This window comes from Spirosoma jeollabukense (assembly GCF_054777855.1).
On the sequence record NZ_BAAHAD010000001.1, the window covers coordinates 943,593 to 968,719 of the forward strand.

The following is a 25,127-nucleotide window of genomic DNA, read 5'->3' on the forward strand; positions in this document are numbered from 1 at the left end:
GCTCCTATAAATTTACTAGGAGACTAGCGACTTGTTGTCCAAGTTTACTTTTACTCGACATTTAACTCCCTCATTATGAGCAAACAATCAAAAATAGGTATTCTCTTCGGCCAGGAAAATACATTTCCTCAGGCGTTTGTAGATAGGGTCAATGAGAAACAAAGTACGTTTAAGGCGGAGTTTGTCAGCATCGACCAGGTCGAACAAAGTGTACCAACCGACTACGCTGTCATTATTGACCGCATTTCGCAGGATGTACCTTTTTATAAAGCATTTCTGAAAAACGCTGCTTTGACTGGCACAGCCGTAATCAACAACCCATTCTGGTGGAGTGCCGACGAAAAGTTTTTTAACAATGCCCTGGCCGTTCAACTGGGCGTTCCGGTACCGAAAACCATTCTGCTTCCCTCTAAAGAACGACCCGACGACACAACGCATAATTCGTTCCGCAACCTGAACCACATGAACTGGGAAGGCATTTTTGCGCATATCGGTTTCCCGGCGTTTATGAAGCCCCACGCGGGAGGTGGCTGGAAAAGCGTTTATAAAGTGGACAATCCAGAACAAATGTTCAATGCGTACGATGAGACCGGCCAGTTGGTAATGCTCTATCAGGAAGCTATTGACTTCACGGACTACGTTCGTTGCTACTGCATTGGCGGCAAAGATGTGCTCATTATGCCCTACGAGCCCCGCAATCCGCATCATCTCCGCTACGCATCTGAGCTAAAAGCGACCGGCGACGCAGGCAAAAAACTGCTGGATACCATTAAAGACTACGTACTGAAACTGAACCACGGTCTCGGCTACGATTTTAATACAGTAGAGTTTGCTGTACGCGATGGTATCCCCATTGCTATTGACTTTTGCAACCCTGCCCCCGATGCGGATGTGCATTCTGTTGGTCAGAAGAATTTCGATTGGGTGGTTGAAGCTGCGGCTAACATGGCTATTGAGCGTGCCAAGACAGTACAGCCGGGAAAAGTTAACCTGACTTGGGGGACATTCGTGCAAGATTCTGTGGCGAATACGACACCAACTCCAGCAGAAGAAGCACCTGCGCCTAAGAAGGCCGTTGCGACTAAGGCCGAAAAAGCGCCAAAAGTTGCAATTGTAAAAAAAGAGGAAGCCATGGAAGCTAAGCCCAAAAAAGCCAAGAAATAGGAACGTCTGTTTTCCTTTATATAGACCTGCCGTGATGGATTATTCTCCCATCACGGCAGGTCTATTTTCGGCTTATCATTGTTCAGAGTTCTAGGTTAGTTTCGCCAGACGATTCATGCCAAGTTAGTTTAGATCAGTGGGCCACTATACTATTTCTTTATCTATAGTGGTATGAATGATAATCCGCACGTTCTGTGTAAACTACTTAATACGCTTACGGATATAGGGACCTGTTTTTCGTGGTTGATTGGCTTACGATGTCAACTGTAACTATATACCTAACCAAAATAATATTGGGTATTTATCCTTAAATACCAATTTACCATTCGTCACAAAAAAAAATACCCTTGCTGGTGTATCAACTATTTTTGGCCATCTTCGTATTTTCCAACCAATCCAATTAGCCGATCATCAACCAGTAACTTCATTAACTACTTAATCAGTACATGCAAAGAAGAGATTTTATCCAGTTGTCGAGTCTGGGCATTGGTGGCCTATTGACGGCTGGAATTCCAGTATTAGGCAATTCTGTATCGCCCGAATACCTCATTGACGCAGCCGGTCGGGGTGTAGGTATTGACACAGCCGCTAAGAAACGGCTGGCCGACGTTGCGCTGAATGCGGCCAAAAGCAAAGGGGCCACCTACACCGACGTTCGCATTGGTCGGTATCTGCAACAGTTCATGTTCACCCGTGAAACCAGGGTGCAGAACATTGTAAGCGCCGAATCTTACGGCGTAGGTATCCGAGTACTGGCCAACGGTTGCTGGGGATTTTCGGCAACTAGCGACGTAACGACCGACGCCATTGCCAAATGTGCCGAAACGGCCGTAGCCATCGCCAAAGCAAATGCCAAACTTCAGGCTGAACCCGTACAGCTAGCTCCACAAAAAGGCGTCGGAGAAGTAGTCTGGAAAACGCCTATCAAGAAAAATGCCTTCGAGATTCCGGTTCAGCAGAAGATCGATCTGCTGATGAAAGTGAATGGCGAAGCCATGAAAAATGGGGCTACGTTCGTTACCTCGAACCTGTTCTTTGTAAACGAACAGAAGTACTTTGCCTCAACTGATGGTACGTATGCCGACCAGGATATCCATCGTGTCTGGCCTACCTTCACCGTATCGGCCGTTGATCGGGCAGTGGGGAAATTCAAAACCCGCGACGCGCTCAGCTCTCCGATGGGCATGGGGTATGAATACCTTGATGGACTGGCATCCGAAAAAATTATGGCTCCCAATGGGCTGATCGGTTATCGTAATTCGTATGATATGGTCGAAGATGCCATATTAGCCGCCAAACAGGCAAAAGAAAAACTTACGGCCAAAACGGTGCAACCGGGTAAGTACGATCTGGTGCTCGACCCAAATCACCTCGGCCTGACTATCCACGAATCGGTAGGGCACCCCCTCGAACTCGACCGCGTGCTGGGCTACGAAGCCAACTACGCTGGAACCAGTTTTGCTACGCTCGACAAGTGGAAGACCAAGAGCTTCAACTACGGCAGCAAACTGGTGAACATTGTGGCGGATAAAATCCAGCCCTATACGCTTGGCACAGTCGGTTACGATGATGAAGGAGTTCCTGCCAAGCAATGGGACTTAATTAAGGATGGTATTCTGGTCAACTATCAGGCCATCCGGGATCAGGTGGCCATTCTGGGCGAAAAAGAGTCGAACGGCTGCTGCTATGCCGACAACTGGGACTCAGTACAGTTCCAGCGCATGCCGAACGTATCACTGAAACATGGCACGGAAAAACGCTCGGTTACCGACATGATTAAAGGTGTCGACAAAGGCATTTATATCATCGGTCGTGGCTCTTACTCCATTGATCAGCAACGGTATAACTTCCAGTTTGGTGGACAATTATTCTACGAAATCAAGAACGGCGAAATCGTAGGCATGCTCGACGATGTAGCCTACCAGTCGAACACCCAGGAATTCTGGAACTCCTGCGCACAGCTTTGCGACAAAGACGATTACCGCACGTTCGGTTCGTTCTTCGACGGCAAAGGCCAACCCTCGCAGGTTAGCGCCGTCTCGCATGGCAGTGCCACTACTCGCTTCAACGGCGTGAACGTTATTAATACCGGACGGAAGATTTAAAATAGTTTAGGGTATTCAGTATACGGTAGGCTGACGCATAAACTTACTGATGCGTCAGCCTACTATATACTGAATACCCTAAACCATGAACCTCAAAAAAATGGCTATTTTAACCAAAGCAGAAGCAAAAAAGATTATTGATAAAGTGCTCAGCTACGCAAAAGCCGACGAAACCAGCGTCAGTCTTACGGGTGGCCGCAGAGGGAACATCCGGTATGCCCGAAACTCAGTTTCGACTAGTGGCGAATCGACGAACCTCTCCCTGGCCGTAACGGCGGTATTTGGCAAAAAATCCGGCACAGCAACGATCAACGAGTTTGACGACGCAGCCCTCGAAAAAACTGTTCGCCGGGCGGAGGAAATTGCCCGGCTGGCGCCCGAAAACCCCGAGTACATGCCCATGCTGGGGCCGCAAACCTATTTGCCAATTGATCCTTTTTCACGTAACACCGAGAACATTACGCCTGATTACCGGGCGCAGGCTGCCTTCGATAGTCTTGACCCCTGCCGCAAGCAAAACCTAACAGCCGCAGGCTACATGGAAGATTCAACCGGTTTTACCGCTATTGGCAATAGTAAAGAACTGTTCGCCTATAACCGGGAGACAAGTGTTGAATTCTCCGTTACCGTTCGTACAGCCGATGGTATGGGATCGGGCTATGCTACCCGCGACGTAACAGATACGTCGAAACTTAACACGCGGGAAGCGACTGAAATTGCGATGCAAAAAGCACAGGCATCGGTTGGTGCCCGCGCTATTGAACCCGGCAAATACACTGTTATTCTGGAGCCAGCCGCGCTCGTTGCCAATACCGATGCCTCACTCCTGCTGGCTATGATGGGTTCGATGGATGCCCGCAATGCCGAAGAGGGCCGTAGTTTTTTAAGTAAAAAAGGGGGTGGCACGCGGCTGGGCGAAAAACTGATGGATGAGCGTGTAACCATTTATTCGGACCCAACAAATCCTGAAATCCCAACCTCACCCTTTGGTGGCGGGGGCGGTGGTCGCTTTGGTGGTGGCGGTGCCGATGGACGCCCCCAGGAGAAGATAACCTGGATTGAGAAAGGCGTCATCAAGAATATGTATTACTCGCGCTATTGGGCGGATAAGAAAGGCGTAAAAGCGACTCCCCCACCAGCGAATTTTATTATGGAAGGCGGCACTCAATCGCTGGCCGACATGATCAAGAGCACCGAAAAAGGCATTTTAGTAACGCGGTTCTGGTACATCCGACCTGTTGATCCACAAACGTTGCTCTATACCGGCCTGACCCGCGACGGGACGTTCTACATCGAGAATGGTCAAATTAAATTCCCGGTGAAGAACTTCCGTTTCAACGAAAGCCCGATCATTATGCTCAACAACCTCGAAGCTATGGGTAAACCCGTCCGCATCGGTGGCAACCTTGTTCCGCCCCTAAAAATTCGGGACTTTACGTTTACGAGCTTGTCAGACGCAGTATAAAAGTCGATAGTCGTCAATCGGTAGTCAGGAATTGATGGACTAACAAATTATCGACTCTTAACTAGCGACTGACGACTCTTGACAATCGACTAATCACTATTGACCAATTTTCATGAATCGTCGCGATTTTAATCAACTTATAAGCATGGGAGCTGCCGGGATCATGATGCCCGCCCTTCCTGCCTTTTCCCGTAGTGTCACGCCCGAAGCCCTGCTGGAGCCCGGTCTGGATGTATCCATGAAGAAGCGTCTGGCCGATGCCGCGCTGAACGCTGCCAAATCGAAAGGCGCTACGTATGCCGATGTCCGTATTGGCCGATATTTGAATCAATTCATCCTCACACGCGAAAACAAAGTACAGGCCATTATCAACTCCGAATCATACGGTGTCGGTGTTCGGGTGATTGCCAATGGTTGCTGGGGTTTCGCTTCCGTGGGCGATGCCCGGGATGAATCCGTAGTGGCAAAAGCGGCCGAAACGGCCGTAACGATTGCGAAAGCAAACTCCCGCTTATTAACGGAGCCAGTACAATTAGCTCCCCAGAAAGGCTTTGGTGAAGTGAGCTGGAAAGCACCTATCAAGCGCAATGCGTTTGAAGTGCCCGTCAAAGAAAAGGTGGATTTGCTATTGTCGTGTAATTCGGCGGCTATGCAAAATGGCGCCAACTTCGTAAACAATGTGCTCTTCCAGATTAACGAGCAGAAGTATTTTGCCTCAACTGACGGTACGTATGCCGATCAGGATATTCACCGCATCGGGCCGAGCTTTACCGTGACAGCCGTTGATCCGGGGAACGGACGCTTTGCTACACGTAACTCGTTGAGTTCGCCCATGGGCATGGGCTACGATTACCTGCAAGTCAATCCGAAAGACAAATCGACCGGCATTACGACCCGCTACAACAAGGGTTACGACATGCTGGAAGACATTACGTCAGCGGCTAAACAAGCCAAAGAGAAATTATCTGCGAAGTCGGTGGAAGGGGGTAAATATGACCTCGTTCTTGATCCGTCGCATCTCTGGCTCACCATCCACGAATCGGTGGGTCACCCCCTCGAACTCGACCGCGTCTTAGGTTACGAAGCCAATTACGCCGGTACGTCGTTTGTTACCCTCGATAAGTTGCAGTCGAAGAATTTTGCCTACGGCAGTAAGGAGGTGAACATTGTGGCTGATAAAACGCAGGTCGATTCGCTAGGGGCCGTTGGCTGGGACGATGAAGGGGTAAAAACCAAGAAATGGGATCTGGTTAGAGACGGCATTCTGGTCAACTATCAGGCCATTCGGGATCAGGTGCACATCATCGGTGAGAAAGAATCCCAGGGCTGCTGCTATGCCGACAACTGGAGTTCGGTGCAGTTCCAGCGTATGGCCAACGTATCGCTGGAAGCGGGCAAAACGCCCCTGTCGGTGCAGAACATGATCAAGGATGTCAAGAAAGGCATTTACATCATTGGCGATGGGTCGTTCTCGATTGACCAACAACGGTATAACTTCCAGTTTGGGGGCCAGTTATTCTACGAAATTAAGGATGGTCAGATTGCGGGTATGCTCAAAGACGTAGCCTACCAGGCCAATACGAAAGAATTCTGGAATTCGTGCGTAGCTGTTTGTGATCAAAGTGATTACCGTCTGGGCGGTGCCTTTAATGATGGCAAAGGCCAGCCAGGACAGTCGAGTGCGGTTTCTCACGGTAGTGCAACAGCCCGGTTCAACGGTGTTAATGTGATCAATACAGCAAGAAAAATATAAGAGTTAATCGACAGTCGTTAGTCATCAGTAAATTCCTAGTAACTAACGACTGTCGACTTCTGCCAATCAACGACTAAAAAATGGCAATCCTAACCAAAGAAGAAGCAAAGAAGATACTCGACAAAGTACTGTCCTATTCGAAAGCCGATGAGATGAGTGCCAACCTAACAGGCAACCGGACAGGAAATATTCGATATGCCCGTAACTCGGTTTCGACCAGTGGCGAATCCAATAATCTTGCGCTATCCGTGACGGCGGTATTTGGCAAAAAATCCGGTACGGCAACGATCAACGAGTTTGACGACGCAGCCCTCGAAAAAACCGTTCGCCGGGCCGAAGAAATTGCGAAGCTGGCACCCGAAAATCCCGAGTACATGCCGATGCTGGGACCTCAGACCTATTTGCAAACCAATACGTATTCAGAAAGTACGGCTAAAATCGACCCTGACTTTCGGGCAAATGCGGCTTTCGACAGCATCGATCCCTGCCGGAAGAATAATCTGACGGCGGCTGGCTATATGGAAGACACAACGGGCTTCGTGGCCATCGGCAACAGCAAAGGACTCTTTGGGTATAATCGGGAGACAAACGTTGATTTTTCGATTACCGTCCGTACTGCCGACGGCCTGGGATCAGGCTATGCGAATCCCGACGTAAACGACGTCAGCAAACTCGACACCAAAGCCACCACGCAGATTGCCATGCAAAAAGCGCAGGCATCGGCGAGTGCACGAGCCATTGAACCCGGCAAATACACCGTCATTCTGGAACCAACGGCGTCTGTCGAGCTACTGCAAAATATGATGCGCAGTATGGACGCCCGTAATGCCGACGAAGGACGTAGCTTCCTGAGCAAAAAAGGGGGCGGCACACGTCTTGGCGAGAAGTTATTCGACGAACGGGTAACCATCATAACGGACCCAATGAATGCTGATTTACCGTTGTCGCCCTTTGGTGGCGGGGGCGGAGGAGGGGGCGGTGGCCGTTTCGGTGGAGGTGGCGATGGGCTGGGCTTACCCCAGGAAAAGCGAACCTGGATCGAGAATGGCGTGGTTAAGAACATGTTCTACTCACGCTTCTGGGCGGATAAGAAAGGTGTTAAGCCAATTCCTCCTGCCGGTGGATTCATGATGATGGGCGGTACGCAATCGCTGGCCGATCTGATTAAGAGTACCGACAAAGGTATCCTGGTCACTCGCTTCTGGTACATTCGCGCCGTTGATCCGCAAACGCAGTTGTACACGGGCCTGACCCGCGATGGGACGTTCTACATCGAAAACGGTCAGATCAAATTCCCGATCAAAAACTTTCGTTTCAATGAAAGCCCGGTCATTATGCTCAACAACGTTGAAGCATTGGGTAAACCGGTTCGGGCGGGTGGAAACTTGATTCCGCCCATGAAGATTCGGGACTTTACGTTTACGAGTTTGTCAGATGCAGTTTAATAGTCGCTGGTCGTTAGTCAGAAGTTGATAGCATAACAACCTACCGACTCCTGACTAACGACCAGCGATAGCCCACCACTATTGACTAATTTTCATGAATCGTCGCGATTTTAATCAACTCATAGGCATGGGTACCGCAGGTATCCTATTGCCAAATCTTCCTGCTTTTTCTCGCAACGTTGCGCCAGAAGTGCTGCTCGAAGCCGGTATGGACGTAGCCCTAAAAAAACGGCTGGCGGATGCCGCTATGAATGCGGCCAAAAGCAAAGGAGCAACCTACACCGACGTACGTATTGGCCGTTACCTGAACCAATTTGTCATTACGCGCGAAGATAAAGTCCAGAACATCGTCAATACCGAGTCCTATGGCGTTGGAGTCCGGGTGATTGCCGATGGTTGCTGGGGATTTGCCGCTGTGGTTGATGCCAAAAGTGAAGCCGATCTGGCCAAAGCGGCCGAGACGGCCGTAGCCATCGCCAAAGCGAATGCCAAACTGATGAAAGAGCCTGTACAACTAGCTCCACAGAAAGGCTTCGGGGAAGTTACCTGGAAAGCGCCCATCAAAAAAAATGCCTTTGAGGTGCCTATCAAAGAGAAAGTCGATCTGTTGATGTCGGTAAACGGAGCGGCCATGAAAAACGGCGCCAACTACGTTAATTCGGTGCTGTTCATGGTGAACGAGCAGAAGTATTTTGCCTCGACTGATGGGACGTATGCCGATCAGGACATTCACCGGATCTGGCCAATTTTCAACGTAACGGCCATTGACCCCAAGACGGGAAAGTTTGAAACCCGCAACGCCTTGAGCGCGCCCATGGGCATGGGCTATGAGTATCTTCAGGCAAATCCTTCCGATAAGATAACCGGGGTGACGACTCGCTACAACATGGGCTACGACATGCTGGAGGACGTAACAGCGGCCGCTAAACAAGCCCGTGCCAAGCACAGCGCCAAATCGGTAGAAGCCGGTAAATACGATCTTGTTCTTGACCCCTCTCACCTGTGGCTTACCATCCACGAATCGGTGGGCCACCCCCTCGAACTCGACCGGGTACTGGGCTATGAAGCCAACTTTGCTGGAACCAGCTTCGCTACGCTCGATAAATGGCAGTCTAAGAACTTCAATTATGGCAGTAAGCAAGTGAATCTCATTGCCGACAAAACACAGGTTGGTTCGTTGGGAGCTGTTGGTTACGATGACGAAGGCGTGAAAACCAAGAAATGGGATCTGGTACGGGATGGAACGCTGGTTAACTACCAGGCCATTCGGGATCAGGTGCACATCATCGGCGAGAAAGAATCCCAGGGCTGCTGCTATGCCGACAACTGGAGTTCGGTGCAGTTCCAGCGTATGGCCAACGTATCGCTGGAAGCGGGCAAAACGCCCCTGTCGGTGCAGAACATGATCAAGGATGTCAAGAAAGGCATTTACATCATTGGCGATGGGTCGTTCTCGATTGACCAACAACGGTATAACTTCCAGTTTGGGGGCCAGTTGTTCTACGAAATCAAGGACGGTCAGATTGCGGGTATGCTCAAAGATGTAGCCTACCAGTCAAATACCCAGGAGTTCTGGAATTCGTGTGTGCAGGTCTGCGATGAGAAAGACTATCGGCTTGGCGGTTCGTTTTTCGACGGTAAGGGCCAGCCTTCGCAGTCGAGTGCGGTTTCCCACGGCAGCTCTACCGCCCGATTTAATGGCGTTAATGTAATTAACACAGCAAGAAAAATATAGAAATTAGTCGATGGTCAACAGTCAATAGTCGTCAGTAGAAGAGAAGTGCTGGCAATTATTACCTGTTGACTATCGACTGTTGACTATTGACTATAAATTATGGCAATCATACTCACCGAAGCAGAGGCCAAAGCACTGCTTACCAAGGTTCTATCCTATTCTAAAGCCGACGAATGTGAAGTTAACCTTTCAGGCCAGGCAGGTGGTAACCTTCGCTATGCCCGCAATGAAGTGTCGACCAGTGGCTCGTTGATTAATAAGAACTTACAGGTTCAATCATCATTTGGCAAAAAAGTCGGTATTGCCACCATTGATGAATTCGACGATGCTTCACTCGAAAAGGTAGTTCGCCGGGCGGAAGAGTTGGCTCAGCTGGCTCCAGAAAACCCTGAGCATGTGGGCGTATTGGGCCCACAACAGTATCTGAAATCGAACGGTTTTTTTGATTCTACGGCTAAAATCACACCCGATATTCGGGCCGATGCCGTTATCAAAAGTCTACAGCTCTCCCGGGAACAAAACTTGGTAGGTGCTGGATTTTTACAGGACACGTATGGCTATTCGGCCATGATGAACAGCAAGGGCCTGTTTGCTTATTACCCAAGCACGAACGTCAACTTCTCCCTGACTGTCCGAACGAACGATGGAAAAGGATCGGGCTACGTAGCGCGTGGGTACAGCGATTTCGCCAAATTGGATACGGCCGCTGCTACCCGCATTGCACTCCAGAAAGCGCAGGGGTCGGCAGAGGCTCGTGCCATTGAGCCGGGCAAATACACCGTCATTCTGGAGCCAACAGCGGCTGCGGTGTTACTCGAAAACATCTTCTTCAACATGGATGCCCGCTCGGCCGACGAAGGTCGTTCCTATTTCAGCAAATCCGGTGGAAAGTCAAGGCTGGGTGACAAGATCGTGGATGAACGTATCACTATCTACTCCGACCCAACTAACCCCGAATTACCAGCCTCACCCTGGTCGGGCGATGGTCGTCCGCAGGAAAAGACGATGTGGATTGAGAAGGGTGTTGTGAAAAACCTGGCCTATTCCCGGTATTGGGCTCAAAAGCAAGGTAAAAAAGCGACTCCCAATCCCAACAACGTAATTGTCATGGGTGGTACGTCTTCCCTGGAGGATATGATCAAGAGTACCCAGCGCGGTATCCTGGTCACGAAACTCTGGTATATCCGGGAAGTTGACCCACAGACTATCCTGCTTACGGGCCTCACCCGCGACGGTACGTTCTACATTGAGAATGGCAAGATCAAACACCCGGTGAAGAATTTCCGCTTTAACGAAAGCCCCATTATCATGCTCAATAACCTAGAAGCATTGGGTAAATCGGAGCGCGTCGTTAGCACCGAGTCGGATCAGAATTACCTGATTCCTACAATGAAAATTCGTGAATTTACCTTCACAAGTTTATCGGATGCGGTATAAGAACTAGTGATTAAAACCATCCATGAATTGAACCTGCATTAGCTATATCCAATTTCATGGATGATTTTAATAAAGTTTTATAATATTAATACAAATGTAAAATTACCATATAATGAATATTTAACTTAGAGTTCAGATCCTTTCAGCACTTGTTTATTAGCTAAAAACGAGTTCTTGCAAAATAAGATTTGTTGATATGGAATTATAACCTGATTAAATAAAAAGCCCATATTACGGAGTAACACGCATAGTAAACCCTAAAAAAATCCAGGAAGCAGTTGACTTATGAAGCTTTTTCCGCGGTGTTTTTTCGCTGTTAAATGTGCCATGGCAATAACTACGAATTGATATGGTCATTATTCGAAAAGCAGCCGTGGACGATAAAAAAGCAATTGTTGAATTGCACCGGTACGTCGCTCGGGTTAGTCAGGGAATTGCCCGTACGGAACCCGAAATAACGGAGCAATACGTTGACAGCTTATTCTGTACAATCGAGAGTCAGGGATTGATGTTGGTTGCAGTTGATGCCACGAATCAGATCGTTGCCGAGATACATGCATCAAAATATGGGTTACTTATTTTCGACCACATATTGACAGGACTAACGATCGCTGTCCATCCGGATTATCAGGGAAAAGGCGTCGGAAAAATGCTCTTTCGTTCATTTCTCGAAGAGGTGCAGCAAACGTTCCCTGAAGTAGGCCGAATAGAACTTGAATCAAGGGCATCCAACGAAAAATCAATTGGGCTCTATCATAGCCTGGGATTTGTGCAGGAGGGACGAATGAAAAATAAAACCAGGAATGTGGACGGCTCCTTTGAAAATAGCCTGCTCATGGCCTGGACCAAGCCCGGTTTTGGCTACAGCAGCTAATTCCGACACGTTATTGAGTAACAATCAATGATTACAATTACCCAAGCCACTGAACAAGAGTTACCGATTATTCGGGATATAGCGTACCAAACCTGGCCTACTACGTTCGGGGAAATCCTATCCCCTGAGCAGATTCGTTATATGCTGGACATGATGTATAGCCTTGATTCGTTGAAAACGCAGATTACTGAGCAAAAACATGTGTTCCTACTGGCTCAGGAAGCCGACAGTAAGGCGTATTTAGGCTATGTTTCGTATGAGTTGGATTATAAAAATCAGTCTAAAACCAAGCTACACAAAATATACCTGCTGCCAGCCAGCCAGGGAAAAGGGGTTGGCCGATTATTGATTGACAAAGTTGCCGGGATAGCCGCTGAACATAAAAACTCAACGCTCTCCCTAAACGTAAACCGGTATAATAAAGCGATTCAGTTTTACGAACGTATGGGATTTAAAATAGTTGATAATGAAACAATTGATATTGGCGATGGCTTCTTAATGGAAGACTTCGTCATGGAGAAACCATTGAATGTGACCTGACGTTTTGCGAACAGTACGCAAGTAACACTTCTCAACGAATCTCTTTTGAAACCGTTTATTTTCACTCGAATCCAATATACTTCCGGCGACTGGGACACCGATCAGCGAATGCCCGCTAACATTCTGCATTCACTGGTGGAGTACACGACGCTACCTATTGATCAGAAGGAAAAAGTAGTGCAATTGAGCAGCCCTGATCTGTTCAAAAGTCCATTCTGCTACCTCAGCGGCCATAAATTAGTTGAGTTTTCGGGGCAGGAGCGCGACCACTTCAAACGCTACGTTCAAAATGGTGGTTTCGTATTCGTGGATGACTGTAACCACGACGTTGACGGGTTGTTTGCCAAATCATTCGAGCAGGAAATGGCCCGCACCTTTGGGCCGAAAGCGCTACAGAAGATTCCGAATAATCACCCGATTTATACCTGTTTTTTCAAGTTTGACGAAGGCCCGCCAACGACCTCATTTGAGTTAAATGGCTGGGGCGACGACCTTGTGCACGACTACCTGAAAGCAATCCTGGTAAATGGCCGTATTGGTGTGCTGTATAGCAATAAAGACTACGGCTGTGAATGGGACTACGATTTCCGAAATAAGCGGTTTCTTGCCGAAGACAATACCAAGTTCGGCGTCAACATTGTTACGTATGCGCTTACAGCTTAATATATGAAGTATGATATAAGATGTATGATTTAGTCAGTAATACACACTTCATATATTCTACTTCATACATCAACATCTACAACCTGAAAAATTACACGTTTGGAATCAACAGATTTAACCCACTACAAAGCGCTGGTAGCGAAATTGCCTCAGCTACGGAAAGAGATTGGCAAAGTCATCGTCGGGCAACAGGAGGCTATCAGCGAGGTGCTTATTTCGCTTCTGGCCGGTGGTCATTGCCTGCTCGAAGGGGTACCGGGCCTCGCTAAAACCCTGATGGTGAAGACTATGTCGGATGCGCTGGCCATGCGTTTCAAACGCATTCAGTTCACTCCCGATCTTATGCCGGGCGATATCGTTGGAACGGAGATTCTGGAAGATGATCATGAAACGGGTCGTAAAGTCTTTGTTTTTAACCAGGGCCCAATCTTCGCCAACGTCGTGCTGGCCGATGAGATTAACCGGACTCCGCCCAAAACGCAGGCCGCTATGCTCGAAGCCATGCAGGAGTACAAGGTTACCTACGGCGGTAATGACTACGCCCTGCCCAAACCTTTTCTAATTATCGCCACGCAGAACCCCATCGAGCAGGCCGGTACGTATCCGCTGCCCGAAGCGCAGTTAGACCGTTTTCTGCTGTATATCAAGCTCAGTTACCCATCGCAGGAGGAAGAACTCAACGTACTGAAAAGCACCACGGGTACATCGCGTCCGGTGTTGGAAACGATTCTTTCTGACAAGGACATTATCGAGCTACAATCCTTGACCCGGCAGGTGCACATCAGCGAAGAACTGATTGACTACATCAACCGGCTCGTGCGGGCGTCGCGCCCGGATGGTTCACCGTCTGCTTTCGTCAAACAATGGGGCGAATGGGGTGCGGGGCCACGCGCCGGGCAGGCACTGGTCTTGTGCGCCAAAGCGCGTGCCGTGCTAAGTGAACGTTTCTCGGTTATTCCTGAAGACATCCAGACGCTGGCCTACCCCATTTTACGCCATCGGATTGCCCTCAATTTCCGCGCGGAAGCGGAAGGCATTACGACCGACCGGGTGATTCAGGAGTTACTTAATACGGTAAAATGAGTTTACGTTTTCGGTATATGGTTTACGGCGGACCGTCGCTGCAGTTTATTAATGCATGCTGTTAAAACGTGCGTCAGCCCACCATAAACCGTAAACTGAATACCATAAACCAGTTACCACGAACACAATGCTCATCACTGAACTAATCAAACTCAACAATCTGCAACTGGCCGGTAAACTGGTCAGTGATGAGTCGTTGTTGGGCATCCAAACCAGCCGACGGTCGGGTATCGGGACAGAATTTGAGCAGTTTCGGCACTATACGCCGGGCGACGATCCGAAACGGATTGACTGGAAATTATTTGCCAAAACCAGTCACTATCTGGTCCGTGAATCGGCCACCGAAAGCAACCAGCAGATTCGGTTTCTGCTCGATCTATCGGGTTCGATGAACTACACCGAAGCGGGCGTCAGTCGGTTGCAATACGCGAAGATTTTGCTGGCCTCGCTGGCCTATCTGGGCAATCGGCAAAGTGATCAGTTGAGCCTATATACCTTGCAAAATGGCTCGGTGCAAACGGCCGTTCCAGCAGGAAAACAGGCTTTTCAGAAAATCGTAGCTACGCTCGAAAATGCGCAGGCGGCTGGTGCTTGGACGAGTCAGCGAGCAGCCATTCCGGAGTTTAGCCGCAAGCAGGCTGAAATGCTCGTCATTGCTTCGGATTTTCTACAGGTCAATGATGAGTGGGTAAATCTGATTCAAAGCATCGCCGGGCCACGACGCGAGATTGTCATTTTTCAACTACTGGGCGATCAGGAGATGGATTTCTCGATGAGCGGCTTCTACCGGTTTCAGGATCTGGAAACGGGAAAGGAAATTGAATTACAGGCCGAGGCTATTCGGGACACGGTTCGGCAACGGGCAACGGATTATCTGGCTACGTTAGAAGAAAATCTACGTATCCCGCACGTACGGCTCATCCGTACGCGCCTGAGCGACCCGATGGCGCTTGTTTTAAAAAAGTTTTTGTTGAGTTGATATGCAATTTATCGAGCCATTTTTGTTGTGGGGTGCTTTGGCCGTAGTAGTTCCGGTGGTCATTCACTTCTGGCACCAGAAGCAGGGAAAACTTTTGCCCTGGGCGGCTACGCAATGGCTCATCGAAAAGCAACAGCAACAGAGCCGTGGTTTACGACTTGACAATATTTTCCTGCTGGTTATTCGGTGCTTACTTTTGGTGTTACTCGCGATTTTACTCGCCCAGCCAATCCTGAATTGGTTTAATAAACCACCAGCGATTCAGAAAGTCCATCTGGTGCAACCGAATACGTCCGTTGCCAGTAACTTTAAGTTTGAGCTGGCTGAAGCCCTTAAAAAAGGCGACCGTGTTATTTGGGCTGACAATCAGATGGAACCGGTGACGGATCAATTTACACCTGGCCAGAATTCTGCTACGTTTAATGTGCTGAGCTTACAAACAGCAATCAATACGCTGGACACGAAAAACACGGATCTCCATCTGTACCTCGTCAATAATCAGGCATTAGCCGACGTACCGGCAATCTCGGTTCCAGGCCGGTTTCAGCTTCATGCACTACTGGATTCAACAAAACAGCCTCGGCCCTACCTAACCGTAAAAAACAACAAAAAACTTTTTGTTAATCAGGCGGGCAGGCTAACGAGTAATGCTTCGTTGGACCCGGCGCTGAAGTTTCAGTCAACTCCCGTTCAGGCTGGCCCAATCACTACGTTGCTCGCTTACAAAAATGCTCAGGAGCGGCAAACAGTTAAAGCAGCGATTGCCGCCCTGACGGACGTATATGACCTTGATTTGACTAGTGACGAAAAACCATCGCCAGACCGGCAATATAGTTGGATATTAACGGATCAATTACCCGCCAGGCCCGCCCCGAAAACCCTTTACATTGTTTCGGGCGTTAAGCAACCGCTGGCGAGTTCTAACATAATCTTTACCAACGAAACACTTACACCACAAACGTCGGAACGTGTCGAAAGCGGGCAGTTGCCGGAATGGCTGGGCGAACAGCTTATCCGCTATTACGGACTGAAAACGGCCCAGCAGCCATTAAGTCAACAAGGACTAAAAACCTTATTTGTGACTTCGACCAAACCCACTACTCAGCAACAGGCGGGATTAAATAATGCGCTGTTGCTGGCATTTGTCGTTTTATTAGTACTCGAACGCTGGCTTGCTTTAACCAAAAACGCATGAACGAACTGAAACGCCTTATCTCGTCGGTTACGTATCAACTCTATGCCAACGCCCTGCTACGGTGCGTATTGGTAGCAGCATCGCTATATCTGGTAACCGCGACATTTACAGAGCCTTCTATCTGGCCAGTTGTGGCGGGTCTGGTCGGGTTTGGCCTGGTTGCCTTCTTAAACCGGCTTTACCAAGACAAAAAGCCGCAGGCCATTCAACTTATCCATAAGACCGTTGGTGACGTAGAATATAGCTTGCCGCTCCTGACGAAACCTCAACTCAATCTGGCGGAACAACTGCAACTCGACCGGCTGAATGACCAGATAAGCCATGTTAGTATTCCGCTCGTTTTTCTATCGAAAGTAGGATTATATAGTCTGGTTCTGTTCGCTGCACTAGGGATTCATTATGGGTATCCTTTACTGCAAAACAATGCGGCAGAAAGCCCCAAAAAGAAAGGTTTTCTGGCTGCATTTATCCCGGAAGCAAAACCCCAGGCTCCCGTGTTTCAATCGGCGGAGCTAAACGTTCAACCGCCCGCCTACACACGTCTTCCGGTCATTAATTCTGCCAATTTAAATGCGTCGACTATCGTTGGCTCAGCTCTTTCGTGGAACGTGCGGTTCAATACAAACCAGCAGGTACTGGTCAAGTTAGTAAATAGCAAGGGCCAGGAATTGGCTTTTCGGTCAACAGGGAATGGATTTACGTATCAGGACAAACTGATCAACTCCGGGCTGTATGCGATCAAAGCGTATTGGCACCGAAGTAATGAAGAGGACTCCGTCGTTTATCAATCCGATTTCTATCGACTCGAAGCCAAGCCTGATTTAGCACCCAAAATTGAACCAGAGTCGAAAGAATTATACCGTTACCATTATTTGAAAGACCCGAAAACGCTGAATATTGCGGCTAAAATGTCCGACGATTTCAGCGTTTCGCAAGCGTTTATTGTGGCAACCGTAGCGCGTGGCTCGGGTGAGAATGTCAAGTTTCGGGAGATCAAAATGCCCCTGAGTCAGGCCAATTTCAAAGAATCCCGTGTTTCAAAAACGCTGGATCTGAAAGAGCTGAAATTCGCTCCCGGCGACGAGCTTTATTACTACTGGGCCGCGTTTGACAATCGCCAGCCTGAGCCGAATTTCACGAAGTCAGATACGTATTTTGTCGTCTATAAAGACACGACGCAGGTCGAGGAAAGCGAGCTGGCAACAATGGCCGTCAATATCATGCCAGAGTATTTCAGGAGCCAGCGCCAGATTATCATCGATACGGAGAAACTGATTGCAGGGCGTAAAAAAATGACCGAGAAAGGAGGCAATACAACCCATGCGTTCAAGAGTCAATCGAACGAAATTGGTTTCGATCAAAAGGCCCTTCGGTTACGGTACGGCCAATTCCTGGGCGAAGAATTCGAGAAATCGATTGGGGGTGGTGATGCGCTCCCAACCGACCGCGATGGAGATCCCGTGGTGGGCTTTGCGGCCATGCAACAGTACATGCACAAGCACGACGAGGGCGAAGGTGACCCCAGCACAAGGGCCGCAGCAACCACGGGCGGACACGACCACGCCGGGCATAGCCACGGGGGAGGTGGGGGCTCAACTGAGGGTAAAGATCCTGTGGCAGCCCTTATGGAGCAATACATTCACTCGCACGATGACGCTGAGACGAACACGTTCCACGAACAATCTACACGGTCGCTGCTGAAAATGGCGCTTGAGAACATGTGGCAATCGGAACTGAACTTACGGATGTACGAGCCAGAAAAAGCGCTGCCATTTGAGCAAAAAGCCCTGGAATATTTAAAATTATCGCAGCAAAAAGCCCGGTCGTATGTTAAGAAAACCGGCTTCGATCCTCCGCCAATCAAAGAACTGGAAACACGACTTACGGGCGAATTGACCAACGTAAGCCCGACCTTTAGTCAGGAGCGGACGTTCAGCCAGCATCAGATCGAGTTGTTGGTTGCTGAATCTCTGGGGTATGTGGACCTACCTAGCCTTACCACCAGGCAGCGACTGACGCTACAACAGCTTGGTAATGCACTGGCGAACAACGTAGTGAATAGTGGCCTTCAAAACTGGGCAGTGCTGGCGTCGCTTCAGAAATTAGCCGGTGGCAAAATGCTTTCAGCAACTGAAAAAACACAATTGAAAACGAAATTATATGCTCTGGCGGGCGCGTCGGAACGTACCGGTCCGGCCTACGTCAGTGATCGAACGCTTCAACAAACCTTCTGGCGAAAATTGAAGTAGACAGCTCGGCATTGTTCAACGCAGCTCTCATTGATCATAAAAGTAGTCTGCTGTTCGGCGTAGTCAGAGACTACGTCGCAGTGTTATCTGGTCAGAGACCAGTATTTTTCCAATTCTGGTCTCTGACCAGATAACGCCCCGACGTAGTCTCTGACTACGCCGAACAGCACTCCTCATGCAAACAACTATAAACTGGACCACCCCAATTACCTGGATTATCGCGCTCGCGTTGCTGGTTTTACTGATCACTCAACTCTGGCTTCTTGGGCGTAATCAATCAGTATCGAGTGGGCGAAAATGGGTTAAGAGTGGGTTAAATGTGCTGCTGTGGTTAGTTGTGACAGGCTACTTCCTGCAGATTCACTGGCCAGTCGCCCAACCGACTAACCACGCCTTACTGGTTGGTGATGAGGTTCCCGCTACGTTTGCCCGGCAAATAAAAGATAGCTTACACATTAAAGACAGCTTCACGAGCCGTGCCCTCACCGAAGCCTACGATTCGGTGACGCTGCTGGGTAAGGATTTCCCGACGGAAACCCTTACCCAATTGAGTAATTCTGCGGTGCAGTGGGTGCCTTACCAACAACCCGATCAGTTGGAAGAAATTCAATGGAAAGGAATCGTTCGGCAAGGCGAGATGCAACACGTAACAGGCCGCATTCAATCCGCTAAAGATCAATTCCTCAAAATTCGATTCGGTCGCCAAACCCTGGATAGCGTAGCCCTGCATAAAGGGACTAATACGTTCGATCTTCACTTCCCGGCCTTTGCGCGAGGGCGTAGCCAGACCGACCTGGTGCTGGGTGCTTCGACAACGCTTGATACGATTCGCTTTTTTACCCGGACAACAGAACCGCTCAAAGTTCAATTTGTACTTAACAACCCTGATTTCGAGAGTAAAACCCTGGCCGACTGGTTAGGCAAACATGGCCATACGGTTCAGTTGTCAGCAACGCTTTCAAAGAATGTAAGCAGCAGTGTCAGCATTAATAAAGCAGGAAAGTCAGCAACCGCTACACCAGATCTTATTATTACTGAACCTGCCAATGCTGGTAATGCAACCGTCCGAAAAGCCGTTGCCGACGGTAAAGCTGTATTGTTCATTAACCTGACTAATCCAGAAGCTGAATTGCGAGCCATCAATCAGGCATTGGGGAGTAAATGGCAGGCTCGAAAAACATCGAACGAGCCCTTAGTTCCGATTGGAAATGGGCTGAACGCTCTTCCCTATCGCCTGGCAGACAACCTGAATCAGTTTGTAGTTTCGGGTTATCCAATGGCTATTCAACGAACCACTGGACGTATTGGCGTCAGTTTGCTGAGTGAAACCTTTCCTCTGGCGCTTAGTGGCGATAGCGTTACGTACAACCGGGTGTGGACGGCGGCATTGGCCCAGCTATCTCAATCAGAAAAGAATACGGTTCAGGTGAACGCACCCGTATATAGTGGCCTCCAGCATCGGATTTACGTCAATAATACCGATACGCGAGTGCGGGCGATGCGGGTGGGTAAGGATACAATCTCGTTGGCCTACTCACCCATCAACGCCCGGTCGGCGGAGGGAATGTCTTCGTTCGGGGAAGCGGGCTGGCAACTGATTCAGGATTCGCTGGCAATGTACATTAATACGCTAAAGCCAACAGACCCAATGGCAGGCCAGGCGGTCGTTAGTCGGTTTGTATTGGCTCACTCACAAAACCAGTCCACGCAGGAACGGCTTGAGCGAAATGTTACCACCCAGATTCCAAACTGGGTCTGGCTGCTGCTTTTAGTAGTCTGTTTCACGGCTCTTTGGGTAGAGCCAAAAATCCAATAGCTGGACTGGATAAAGCCGTGCCACGGTTTGGAACCGTGGCACGGCTTTATCCAGTCCAGCTATTGACGGACCATTGTCAGCAGCAATTCAGGTTCATTTGTTGTGATATAATCTACATGTTGACCCAATAGCCAACTTAAATCATCTTTGCTGTTTACTGTCCAAACGTTCGTGGTGAGTTTGAGTTGCTGGGCTTCCCGAATCCAGGCTTCATTTTTCTTGACCACACTCTGGTGGTAATCAAACCCGTTCAGATGATCTTCAGCTAGTTGAGCGGGTGTTTTATCGCCGTTCAGATACGTAACGACAGCTTCAGGGCTCAGGCTTTTTACTTTTTTACAGACATCATAATCGAAAGCAATGTAGTCAACCCACGCCTGTGCTTTCAGGTGATGTACCATATTCACCACGCGTTCCGTTAGCGCTAATGACCGCTCTTTTCCTAAGGTTGAGGTTTTTATTTCCAGAATCAGGCGTGTTTTAGTCTGCTTCATACCCTCCTGCAAATAAGCGGCTAACGTAGGAAAGGCCTCCCCATTACTCAACTTGATTTTTGCCAGTTCGGCAGCGGGGGTTTTCTCAATCGCCAGGCCTTGAATTGTCCCGTCATGATTGACAAAAAGTACCGAATCAGCCGACATATGCACGTCGAATTCGCTCCCCATGCAGCCTAACCTGACCGCATTTTGTAACGATGTAATCGAATTTTCACTCGTTCCCGATTGCTTCCAGGCCCCCCGGTGCGCAATCACCTGATTGCGGATAAATGTATCGTTCACCACCCGAAATGTGTCTCGCTTTGTACCACCAACCACCACGATATCGAACCAAGGCTTACCGGAACGAGCGGCATCGGCTTTAATTGAAAGCTGATTCGCTTTATCGAGTGAGAACAATTTGGCATTTGGCCCCTGCAAGGTGTACCGACTGACAGGCTCTTTTGCCTGTAAGGTACCGATGGTTAGCTGCGTGGGCGTGTAGGTATAATTTGTGAGCGAAAAAGCCGATTGGGCCCAGGCAGATGTAAGACTACCAAGGGCAGCAATAAGGCTGGCAGCTACGACAGTAATCGATTTCATAAATAAAACAGGAGAATTACGTTCGTCAAAGTTAAGGGGCGGAATCGCTCACTTTACTGACCAATTGCATTGATAAAACATTCTTAATACAGGCTCCTACTTTTTGGCACTGGCTGGCGAACGTAGTGCTTCAGCCACTTCGATCGGCAAATCAGATTCCAGCACACTGGCTCCGTCTTTGATGATAGCCCGATATGCGGCTGCCCGTTCGTCGCTACTGTTCAATTTGTCGTAGGTTGGAGCGGCAGAAATCATACACATTACCCCCTTTGCATGTAGCAATCGATACATTTCCTGATTTTCCGACTTTATATCAGGCCCGATATAAGCAATCATTTGTCCCCAGGGAATACCCGCCTTTTCGTATGCTGCCATGGCTTGGGGAGTTTTCACGAAAGCCGAGAACATACGGTCTTTGTTATCCTTGTAATAGTAAAGGGCCTGCTCGGCGGTGTGTACCGTGAGCATCACAAAAGCATCCGCTTTATGCTCTCTGATGATGGCCGTAATCATCGAAAACGGCACGTCTTTTTTATCGAGGTTTAAAACGGTTTTTCCACGCGCCCAATCTATGGCTTCGGCCAGCGTCGGAATCCGATGATTCGTTACGTTCCCTTCGCCATCTTTCAGATATAGCGTTTTTAGTTCAGCCCAGGTGTAATCAGCTACTTTTCCGTGTCCGGTTGTCGTGCGGTCCAACGTCTCGTCGTGCATCAGCACGATCACGCTATCTTTTGTAAGTCGTGGATCAGTTTCAAAAAAGGCCGGCGTATGCTTCAGCGTATTTTCGAACGCAGCAATGGAATTTTCAGGAAACCCTTTGACCATGCCACCCCGATGCCCGCTCACAATCGGTTTTTTCTGGTCAGACCAGTTGAAAAATGCGCGTAGATCCTGAACCGTCTTTATGGGTAATTGATGCAATGCCTGCCCTTTCAAGGACTGCACAGGACAAATTATAAACAACAGCACGGCGGTCTTCACCAGAAAGATTTGGGTTCGCATAATCACTGCTTATGGATACGTCTGTTTAAAGAGCGGAAATGAAGTTTGTCTACTCGCAAATCGATTCCCGCAGATAATACAAAAGAAGGCAACCCAGCGTATAGGATTGCCTTCTTTTGTGTTATCAAATCATGATTAAGTTAGTCTTACTGACTGTCAGCCGAGTCAGATTTGGGCGCAAGCCTCCTGCCGTGCGGACCATCCCCATCGTAGGCTTCACCCCTATCATGGCCGTAGCCATGGTAATACCCGTGTCTGTGGCCCCAATAGCCACGGTGGTGTCCGAAACGAGGGCCAACGAAAGCCATCAGGCTGCCGAAGGTAAGGGCCGCTGTAAGAACCACGACCCAGGGATTTAAGCGTCTTCTCATTAGTTCTGTTGTTTAGTTGTATCGGTTGTTTCATTCGATTTCTGGGCAGCGCCCGTTTGGCAAGGGCCCTGATGGTACCGTTGCTTAAAGGCAGTGTACTCTTCGTCACTCATCTGACGAATTCGGTCAGCAAAAGCGGGCATGTAGCCGAAGCCACGGCCACGACCCCATCCGCCCCGGAAGCGTCCACCCCCAAAAAGCCGGAACAGGACGCCGATAATTACAAAAAAGAAGACCAGTCGGATTAGAAAAAAGGGCATAACGAATAAGGCGACACCCAGCAGCAGACCGGCTAAAATGGATCTTAAAAGATTGTTGTTCATTGTCTTTATAGTTTACTGTTGTTCTATAAAGGATGACGGGCAAGTGGAAAAATTACTTTACGATTTTGGAAAGTTTTTCAAAACTCTTTTGGAATGGTTTTACCACAAATAGCCTTTCACAAAAAAACCTCACGGGGAATACCCATGAGGTTTACAGTAGCTATAAGTTTTAGACAGTCAATGACTACGAATTATCACCACCCCGCCGGCGCCATTCATTTTTAAACTTCGCTCGTTCCTCTTCGCTCATCTGACGCCATTTTTCCCGCCAGGGTGGTCCCCCTGGTCCCCCAAAATTTGGACGGCCAGCGGGTCCGCCCGCTTTGAAACCTCCCAACAGAATTCGCGACAGGACCAGTAGACCCATCGCCTGCCAGAACGTAACGGCTTTAACCGGTACGACGGCTACCAATACGTTGTTCCACAGCCAATACACCACAAACGAAAAGGCAAACAATGCCATCAGGATAAAAAACGGAAAGAAGAATCGTCTTCGGCCGTAGGAATTTCTCATTGCCTTATAGTTTATCGAGTTCGTCGTACAAATTTTGTAATCGCCTGCGCAAATGTTGAACAGCGTATCGTTTTCGGGAAATGATGGTTTTCAGGTTCTCACCGGTCTGGTCGGCAATTTCCTGCAAGGTTAGATCTTCTAATTCATTCTGAACAAAAACCGTCCGCTGATTTTCGGGCAGTTCCTCCAGGGCACGCATCAACTCTTCCCAAAAAATATCCTTAAAAAACTGATCTTCCGGCGTTTCGGCATCCGACATCAGAATATCCCGAAAGCGCGTTTCGCCTTCTTCGTCTTCAATCATTAAATCGGACAGGCTATCTTCTTTTTTCTTGCGATACGTATCGGTTATTCGATTCTTCGCCACCTGAAAAAGCCACCCGCTCATACTCTCGATGCCGTCGAGATCCACTACTTTACTGAGCTGGAACCAAACATCCTGCAAAATATCTTCGGCATCTTCGTCTGATTTTACTTGTCCACGAATAAACCGCGACAGCCGATTTCCGTACTGCTTAACTGTCTCGATTATATTTCGTTTGGGCACTTCAGCCATGTGGAGTTTCCATTAGGGTTTCTCACCCTGCTGGCCCGATGTCAGACGGTCGAACGCGTCAAATATCCTGACTTTATTCGGGTTATCATGTCGAATAATGAGTGCGGTCAAATAAATCTCCCCCGAGGGATCAACAATGTTACGGTTACGGTTGATCTTTATAAAGTCGATACCTCTATAATACTCATACCAACCGTCGAATTTAGGTGCTCGGGCTACCTGGCGCAAATCAGATGAATCGCATATGTAAACGATAATACGCTCATTTCTAGCGAGAAAGGCTTTAAATATCTCGGCAATTGTAGCGGCAATACGTAGGTCGGAGGGAGTTCGCTTACCAGTTGTATTTATAATTAATTTAATAACTAATTCAAATACATGGGAGTCTAAATCAGGATCGTCGGGGAAAATATATCCACTTCGCTCAAACAATACCTCGTAGGCTAATCCAAATTCGGTTGTGAAATAAAAAGCATTTTGTACACTTTCTGTAGAGTCAAAATCATACCCTTTCATTAATCTTCTGCTGTTTACTTCTACGAAATAATTCGGCTACTAATGCCTGCGCTTCAGGATTGTTTTTATACTCTTCTACCATCTTCTTTTGCTCAGCACGTTTATGAGCCATCGCCTGGCGTGCCCAGGCAACCGCTCGCTCGTTGCTGGCTTGGATGGGTTGCTCGTGATTGGGTTCCTGTGTCATCCTTTTGTTGTTTAACTGGTCAAATCTATTTGTATTTGGGCAACAAAAAAAGTGAGCTACTTGTGCTCACTAT

At 48.6% G+C, this 25,127-nt stretch carries 23 protein-coding genes; 15 read left to right on the forward strand and 8 right to left on the reverse strand.

Translation table 11 applies throughout. The annotated features are described in order from the left end of the window. The first annotated feature begins 75 nt into the window (after window positions 1-75). From ACYVEA_RS03755 to ACYVEA_RS03825, 15 genes are all read left to right on the forward strand, one after another. Window positions 76-1,164: an ATP-grasp domain-containing protein gene (locus ACYVEA_RS03755; protein ID WP_461111986.1), complete on the forward strand. Its 1,089-nt coding sequence runs from the start codon at window positions 76-78 to the stop codon at window positions 1,162-1,164. A 446-nt stretch (window positions 1,165-1,610) separates the two neighbouring features. Continuing rightward, window positions 1,611-3,269 (forward strand): TldD/PmbA family protein, encoded by a 1,659-nt coding sequence (locus ACYVEA_RS03760; protein WP_461111987.1) that lies wholly within the window; start codon window positions 1,611-1,613, stop codon window positions 3,267-3,269. 100 nt (window positions 3,270-3,369) lie between these two features. Continuing rightward, window positions 3,370-4,734 carry a TldD/PmbA family protein gene (locus ACYVEA_RS03765; RefSeq protein WP_461112941.1) on the forward strand — a complete coding sequence of 455 codons (1,365 nt, stop codon included), beginning with the start codon at window positions 3,370-3,372 and terminating at the stop codon, window positions 4,732-4,734. Between the two features lie 112 nt (window positions 4,735-4,846). Next, window positions 4,847-6,487, forward strand: a complete 1,641-nt coding sequence (locus ACYVEA_RS03770; protein WP_461111988.1) for a TldD/PmbA family protein — start codon at window positions 4,847-4,849, stop codon at window positions 6,485-6,487. Window positions 6,488-6,567: 80 nt separating this feature from the next. Further along, window positions 6,568-7,932 (forward strand): TldD/PmbA family protein, encoded by a 1,365-nt coding sequence (locus ACYVEA_RS03775; RefSeq protein ID WP_461111989.1) that lies wholly within the window; start codon window positions 6,568-6,570, stop codon window positions 7,930-7,932. 94 nt (window positions 7,933-8,026) lie between these two features. Continuing rightward, a complete protein-coding gene (locus ACYVEA_RS03780) occupies window positions 8,027-9,667 on the forward strand; it encodes a TldD/PmbA family protein (protein WP_461111991.1) in 1,641 nt (546 codons plus the stop codon). 99 nt (window positions 9,668-9,766) lie between these two features. Further along, complete coding sequence (locus ACYVEA_RS03785) at window positions 9,767-11,104, forward strand: TldD/PmbA family protein (RefSeq protein ID WP_461111992.1); 1,338 nt, start codon at window positions 9,767-9,769, stop codon at window positions 11,102-11,104. Window positions 11,105-11,453: 349 nt separating this feature from the next. Beyond that, the gene (locus ACYVEA_RS03790; RefSeq protein ID WP_461111993.1) at window positions 11,454-11,978 is read left to right on the forward strand and encodes a GNAT family N-acetyltransferase; all 525 of its coding nucleotides are present in this window, start codon (window positions 11,454-11,456) and stop codon (window positions 11,976-11,978) included. A 27-nt stretch (window positions 11,979-12,005) separates the two neighbouring features. Continuing rightward, window positions 12,006-12,518, forward strand: coding sequence for a GNAT family N-acetyltransferase (locus tag ACYVEA_RS03795; RefSeq protein ID WP_461111994.1), 513 nt, complete (start codon window positions 12,006-12,008; stop codon window positions 12,516-12,518). A 45-nt stretch (window positions 12,519-12,563) separates the two neighbouring features. After that, window positions 12,564-13,181: a DUF4159 domain-containing protein gene (locus ACYVEA_RS03800; RefSeq protein WP_461111995.1), complete on the forward strand. Its 618-nt coding sequence runs from the start codon at window positions 12,564-12,566 to the stop codon at window positions 13,179-13,181. A gap of 99 nt (window positions 13,182-13,280) precedes the next feature. Then, window positions 13,281-14,264 (forward strand): AAA family ATPase, encoded by a 984-nt coding sequence (locus ACYVEA_RS03805; RefSeq protein ID WP_461111997.1) that lies wholly within the window; start codon window positions 13,281-13,283, stop codon window positions 14,262-14,264. Between the two features lie 127 nt (window positions 14,265-14,391). Further along, on the forward strand, window positions 14,392-15,243 hold the full coding sequence (locus ACYVEA_RS03810) for a DUF58 domain-containing protein (protein ID WP_461111998.1): 852 nt from the start codon (window positions 14,392-14,394) through the stop codon (window positions 15,241-15,243). Window position 15,244: 1 nt separating this feature from the next. Next, window positions 15,245-16,438, forward strand: a complete 1,194-nt coding sequence (locus ACYVEA_RS03815) for a BatA domain-containing protein (protein WP_461111999.1) — start codon at window positions 15,245-15,247, stop codon at window positions 16,436-16,438. Continuing rightward, complete coding sequence (locus tag ACYVEA_RS03820; protein WP_461112000.1) at window positions 16,435-18,687, forward strand: hypothetical protein; 2,253 nt, start codon at window positions 16,435-16,437, stop codon at window positions 18,685-18,687. The genes ACYVEA_RS03815 and ACYVEA_RS03820 overlap by 4 nt, the downstream gene beginning before the upstream one ends. Window positions 18,688-18,862: 175 nt before the next feature. Next, window positions 18,863-20,503 carry a hypothetical protein gene (locus ACYVEA_RS03825; protein WP_461112001.1) on the forward strand — a complete coding sequence of 547 codons (1,641 nt, stop codon included), beginning with the start codon at window positions 18,863-18,865 and terminating at the stop codon, window positions 20,501-20,503. A gap of 59 nt (window positions 20,504-20,562) precedes the next feature. Here ACYVEA_RS03825 and ACYVEA_RS03830 read toward each other — a convergent pair whose 3' ends face one another. From ACYVEA_RS03830 to ACYVEA_RS03865, 8 genes are all read right to left on the reverse strand, one after another. Further along, entirely contained in the window at window positions 20,563-21,582 is a 1,020-nt protein-coding gene (locus ACYVEA_RS03830; RefSeq protein ID WP_461112002.1) for a glycerophosphodiester phosphodiesterase, read from the reverse strand. Between the two features lie 96 nt (window positions 21,583-21,678). Beyond that, a complete protein-coding gene (locus ACYVEA_RS03835) occupies window positions 21,679-22,587 on the reverse strand; it encodes a glycerophosphodiester phosphodiesterase family protein (RefSeq protein ID WP_461112003.1) in 909 nt (302 codons plus the stop codon). A 146-nt stretch (window positions 22,588-22,733) separates the two neighbouring features. Then, window positions 22,734-22,958: a hypothetical protein gene (locus ACYVEA_RS03840; protein ID WP_461112004.1), complete on the reverse strand. Its 225-nt coding sequence runs from the start codon at window positions 22,956-22,958 to the stop codon at window positions 22,734-22,736. Then, window positions 22,958-23,281: a hypothetical protein gene (locus ACYVEA_RS03845; protein ID WP_461112005.1), complete on the reverse strand. Its 324-nt coding sequence runs from the start codon at window positions 23,279-23,281 to the stop codon at window positions 22,958-22,960. The genes ACYVEA_RS03840 and ACYVEA_RS03845 overlap by 1 nt, the downstream gene beginning before the upstream one ends. 184 nt (window positions 23,282-23,465) lie before the next feature. Further along, the gene (locus ACYVEA_RS03850) at window positions 23,466-23,795 is read right to left on the reverse strand and encodes a hypothetical protein (RefSeq protein ID WP_461112006.1); all 330 of its coding nucleotides are present in this window, start codon (window positions 23,793-23,795) and stop codon (window positions 23,466-23,468) included. Between the two features lie 4 nt (window positions 23,796-23,799). Continuing rightward, on the reverse strand, window positions 23,800-24,351 hold the full coding sequence (locus tag ACYVEA_RS03855; protein ID WP_461112007.1) for an RNA polymerase sigma factor: 552 nt from the start codon (window positions 24,349-24,351) through the stop codon (window positions 23,800-23,802). Window positions 24,352-24,363: 12 nt separating this feature from the next. After that, window positions 24,364-24,867, reverse strand: coding sequence for a DUF6169 family protein (locus tag ACYVEA_RS03860; RefSeq protein ID WP_461112009.1), 504 nt, complete (start codon window positions 24,865-24,867; stop codon window positions 24,364-24,366). Next, the gene (locus ACYVEA_RS03865) at window positions 24,854-25,054 is read right to left on the reverse strand and encodes a hypothetical protein (RefSeq protein ID WP_461112010.1); all 201 of its coding nucleotides are present in this window, start codon (window positions 25,052-25,054) and stop codon (window positions 24,854-24,856) included. The genes ACYVEA_RS03860 and ACYVEA_RS03865 overlap by 14 nt, the downstream gene beginning before the upstream one ends. Between the last annotated feature and the right edge of the window lie 73 nt (window positions 25,055-25,127).